Source organism: Mesorhizobium sp. M1169 (assembly GCF_040318345.1).
Taxonomy (GTDB): Bacteria; Pseudomonadota; Alphaproteobacteria; order Rhizobiales; family Rhizobiaceae; genus Mesorhizobium.
Genome location: NZ_JAMYME010000092.1, coordinates 1 through 4,638 on the forward strand (window position 1 = coordinate 1; position 4,638 = coordinate 4,638).

General features: G+C 61.8%; 7 protein-coding genes. All 7 read right to left on the reverse strand.

Annotated elements, in window-relative coordinates; all coding sequences use genetic code 11:
• Nucleotides 1-80: 80 nt before the first annotated feature.
• The gene (locus tag NKH41_RS33735) at nt 81-890 is read right to left on the reverse strand and encodes a molybdopterin-binding protein (protein ID WP_352614056.1); all 810 of its coding nucleotides are present in this window, start codon (nt 888-890) and stop codon (nt 81-83) included.
• A gap of 1 nt (nt 891) precedes the next feature.
• Nucleotides 892-1,773, reverse strand: coding sequence for a cytochrome b/b6 domain-containing protein (locus tag NKH41_RS33740; RefSeq protein WP_352766747.1), 882 nt, complete (start codon nt 1,771-1,773; stop codon nt 892-894).
• 103 nt (nt 1,774-1,876) lie between these two features.
• Nucleotides 1,877-2,554, reverse strand: a complete 678-nt coding sequence (locus tag NKH41_RS33745; RefSeq protein ID WP_352473888.1) for a DUF1345 domain-containing protein — start codon at nt 2,552-2,554, stop codon at nt 1,877-1,879.
• A gap of 5 nt (nt 2,555-2,559) precedes the next feature.
• Complete coding sequence (locus NKH41_RS33750) at nt 2,560-3,027, reverse strand: YaiI/YqxD family protein (protein ID WP_352770259.1); 468 nt, start codon at nt 3,025-3,027, stop codon at nt 2,560-2,562.
• Between the two features lie 66 nt (nt 3,028-3,093).
• Nucleotides 3,094-3,663, reverse strand: coding sequence for an S-(hydroxymethyl)glutathione synthase (gene gfa, locus NKH41_RS33755; RefSeq protein ID WP_352451333.1), 570 nt, complete (start codon nt 3,661-3,663; stop codon nt 3,094-3,096).
• A gap of 20 nt (nt 3,664-3,683) precedes the next feature.
• Nucleotides 3,684-3,956 (reverse strand): hypothetical protein, encoded by a 273-nt coding sequence (locus NKH41_RS33760; RefSeq protein ID WP_352451332.1) that lies wholly within the window; start codon nt 3,954-3,956, stop codon nt 3,684-3,686.
• Nucleotides 3,953-4,638: zinc-binding dehydrogenase (locus NKH41_RS33765; RefSeq protein ID WP_352935931.1), on the reverse strand; the 686-nt coding region annotated here is incomplete at its 5' end. The genes NKH41_RS33765 and NKH41_RS33760, both read right to left, overlap by 4 nt.

The following is a 4,638-nucleotide window of genomic DNA, read 5'->3' on the forward strand; positions in this document are numbered from 1 at the left end:
GAGGTCGCGTCGACCTTAATCAAGACGCTTCGGTGCGAGTGGATCCACGGCTTCATCGCCGACTTCTTCAACACTATCGGTCAGATGCCGCCGTACCAGTCGTAGCCATTGTCCTCCCAATAGCCGCCTCTGCCGCCGCCGATGTTGGCGAAGCCGTCGACCAGCTCGATCTTGTAGAGGTATTTCGGCATCTTGTAGCCGAGCTGGCGCTCGACGCGCACGCGCAGCGGCGCGCCGTTCTCGACCGGCAATGGCTTGCCGTTGAGGCCATAGGCAAGGATCGTCTGCGGATGGCGAGCATCGATCAGGTCGATCGAGCCGTAATATTTGATATCGCCGGCCAGGCTGCGGTCGATCGTATCGAGGCAGTGGAACATGACGTAGCGCGCCTGCGGCTTGACCACTGCCTGGTCGAGCACCAGCGACAGCGGCGTGCCGGTCCATTTGGCAATGCAGCTCCAGCCTTCGACGCAGTCGTGACGGGTGATCTGGGTGCGGCTCGGCATGTTCATCAGCTGCTCGCGGCTCAGCGACAGCGGTTTTTCGACCAGGCCTGAAACCTCCAGCCGCCAGTCGGCGAAATCGCTGGCGAGCAGGCCCTTGTAGAAATCGTCGTCCGGTGCGGTGACACCGTTCGGCCGCTGCGGCTGGCGAATGTCGGCCTCGGTGAACTCCGGCGCCAGCGCATCAGCGCCGGCAAGCAGTCGCTGCGCCCGCCAGGTCAGGCCATTGGCGCTTTCGAGGAAGCTGCGCAGGCTGTCGCCGACGCCAAGCTGGCTGTCGAAGGCGTCGCAGCCCGACAGCATGATGCCGGAAAGGCCGAGGCTGGCCGAGGTCAGGAACTTTCTTCGGCTTATCTGTAGCTTGGGGCTGATCTCGAATTTCGCCATGTCAGGCACTCCTCTCTGGCGCTTTGTCGCCATGCGCCGGCGGGTCGGTTCGGTACCACCCGGTGATGATGGAGCGCAGCTCGTTGATCGGGCCGGCGGCCAGGATCATCAGGATGTGGATAATGAAGAAGGCGACGAGCAGCAGCATCACCGTGAAATGAATGGTGCGTGCCGTCTGTCGGCCGCCGAGCAGATCATTCAGGAACGGCAGCACCGAATCCATGCTCGGCGACATGGCAAGGCCGGTGATGATCATCAGCGGCAGCAGCACGAACAGCACGCCGCCATAGGCCATCTTCTGCAGCGTGTTGTAGTCGCGCGTGTGGTGGAACCTGAGCTTGGCGTGCTCGACAATGTCTCGCGGCAGCCGCCTGAAATCATCGAGGCGCGGGGCAAGATCGCGGCGCAAATGGCCGTTGATCAGGCTGGCGACCAGCCAGACCAGCAGCGTGGTGGTCAGCACCCAGGCAAAGAAGAAATGAACGACGCGCGCGGTGCCGAGATCGTAATAGGAAGGGATCGTCGCCCAGGACGGGAAGGCACGGGAGGTCTCCTGGCCGGCCGGACCCGACCAGCCGAGCACGCCAGTGGTATCGAAGCGCTTGCCGAAGATTTCGGTATAGCCGCGCGGGCCAGTCGCCGTATTCTCGGCGCCAATGGCGAAGACGGTGTTGTTGTAGCCAAAACCCGACTCCTTGCCGATATAGAGCTGCGGGCGGGCGTTGAAGATCTGCAGGCCGGAAAGCAGCATGAAGAACAGCGCGATCGCCCACAGCCAATGCGTCAGCCGCGTCCAGCGCGACTGCCGATAGATCAGCGTCGCATCCGTCGAAGCAGCGCTATCTGCCCCGGTGCTGGCTTCGCCTCTGGCAACTGATTCCATATTTTCCGTGCCTCCCTGCCAAGCGGTTCCGCGGCCTCGTCAGATCTCTTCTCCTCCCAATACGTCGCCAGCCTAAGCGATGTTTCACCCGATCACGGATTTATTACGGACTGCCGAGGCTGACGGCGAGGTTGACCGCGGCTGCCACGATGACCGTGTTGAAGAAGAACGACAGGATCGAATGCACAAGCACGACACGGCGCATTTGCGAGGTCGTGATGTTGGTGTCGGCGGTTTGCGCCGTCATGCCGATCACCGTGGCGAAATAGAGGAAATCCGAGCCTTCCGGCCGCTTGCCGCCCGGGAAGTCGAGGCCGCCGACCGGAATTTTCTTTTTTGTGTCGCCATCCATCGCATCGCCATCCAACCAGTAGATATGCGCGTAGTGAAGTGCGGCCATCGCATGGATGGTCAACCAGCCAAGCGGGATAGACAGCAGCGCCACCATAAGCTCGACGGTGTCCGCGCTCTTCTCCCTGTTGATCAATTGAAACAACGACATGATGGCAATAGCGACGACAATCAGCGTGACCGCGAAGATGGCCAGTACCGGCAGGTCCGTGTCGCCTGCATTCTTGCGCAGATAGCTGCCGGTAAGCCGCGGCATATGGGCGATGACAAGGACGAGATAGGCGGCAAAGAACACATTGGCGCCGATCGAATAGGCAAGCGGCGCACGCCAGACCAGCGCGGCGCCAAAGGCTGCCACGCCGATGCAGGCCGACACCGCGAACGGCGTGTGGCGTCGCATGGGCATCTTGGTCGGGGTACCGGTCGCCATGGCCTTCAGTCCGCAGACGCGGATTTCAGCGCCCGCCGTAGGATGCGGTCAAGCTCGCCGAGGAACCGCGAGCGGTCCTGCGGCGCGAAGCTCGAATTGTAGCCCTTGCTTTCGCCGGTCTCGCGCAGATGCTGCTTGAGATCGCGCATTGCCACCGCCATGCCGATCGTTTCAGGCGTAAACGGGCGTCCGGCCGGACCAAGTACGTGGGCGCCAAGCGCCACCGCGCGCGCGGCAAGCGGGATATCGGCGGTCACCACAATGTCGTTGGACCGGGCATTTTCGACGATCCAGTCGTCGGCGGCATCGGCACCCTTGGAGACGACGACATTGCGGACCATCGGATCGCGCGACGGACGCAAGCCGCCATTGGAGACGAAGGTGACGACGATGCCGTGCCGCTCAGCGACTTTTTCGACCTCGGCCTTCACCGGGCAAGCGTCGGCATCGACGAGAATAGCAGGTGCGGGCATCGTTGTTCCAAATGCGAAAGAGCCGGGCGGCGTCGCCCGGCTCGATCGATGATAGTCGAGCGGCTACTAGGCCGGCAACGCGCCGGATCTCTTGGCCGTCCAGGTGGCGATATAGTCCATCAGTCCTGGATTGAGGCAATCATAAGGTTCGAGCCCGATCGACTTCAGCTGTGACCTTATGCCGTCCATGCGGCTCGGATCGACACCGGACTCGATGATCGAGGAGACAAAGGCGGTGAAGCCCGGCGGCGACCAGCCGTCTTCCTGGAAGCGCTCGGGATGGATGAAGGACAGCCCCTTGAAAGCGTGGTCGCGCTCGACCGGGCCGTGCATGTGGACGCCGCAGCCGGTGCAGGCATGGCGCAGGATCAGCGCGCCCGGATCGACGATCTTCAGCTTGTCGCCGTTTTCGGTCACCGTCACGTCGTTTGTACCGGCAACCGCCACGACCGAGAACAGCGCGCCTTCCGGCTTCCAGCATTTGGTGCAGCCGCAGGCATGGTTGTGAGCGATCTGGCCCTTGACCTTGACCTTGACCGGGTTGCTGGTGCAGGCGCAGACCAGCGTGCCGCCGGCAAAGTCGGCCTTTTCCCGTGGCAGTCCATTGTCGATTTTAGGATGCAGTTTTTCCGGCATTTTTGTCTCCTCCCTTGGTTCTATGCTGGTTCCGTTTCGATTACCGCTTCATTCTCCATACGGTGTTCTTGCTTGACGCGCTCTACCACCTTGAGCGCCTTGCTCAGATATGTATCGCGCACGAGAAACGATATTTCTTCTCTGCCGCGGTCGATCTCATCGAGGTCGATGCGAACGCGGTTGTTATTCCTAAGCGCTACCCAAAGATGTTCGCCGAATTGCCAGCTCTGCATACTGAGCGACTCGCTGAAATTCGGATATCGGATCCGAACCCGGATCAGTACCTCCTTCAATAGACTACCACGCTCCTGATCGACTTGCCTTCATGCATCAGGTCAAAGCCCTTGTTGATGTCCTCGAGCTTCAGCGTGTGGGTGATCATCGGATCGATCTCGATCTTGCCGGCCATGTACCAGTCGACGATCTTCGGCACGTCGGTGCGGCCGCGCGCGCCGCCGAAGGCGGTGCCCATCCAGGTGCGGCCGGTGACCAGCTGGAACGGCCGCGTCGATATCTCCTGGCCGGCGCCGGCAACGCCGATGATGACCGACTTGCCCCAGCCGCGATGCGACGCTTCCAGCGCCTGCCGCATGACTTTGGTGTTGCCGGTGCAGTCGAAGGTGTAGTCGGCGCCGCCGATCTGGTCGGCGCCGCGCTTGGTCATGTTGACGAGATAAGCCACGACATCGCCGTCGATCTCCTTCGGATTGACGAAATGCGTCATGCCGAATTTCTCGCCCCAGGCTCGTCTGTCATTGTTCAGGTCGACGCCGATGATCATGTCGGCGCCGGCAAGGCGCAGGCCTTGGATGACGTTGAGGCCGATGCCGCCGAGGCCGAACACGACCGCCGTCGCGCCTTGCTCGACCTTGGCCGTGTTGATGACAGCACCGATGCCGGTGGTGACGCCGCAGCCGATGTAGCAGATCTTGTCGAACGGGGCGTCGGCATTGACCTTGGCCACCGCGATCTCGG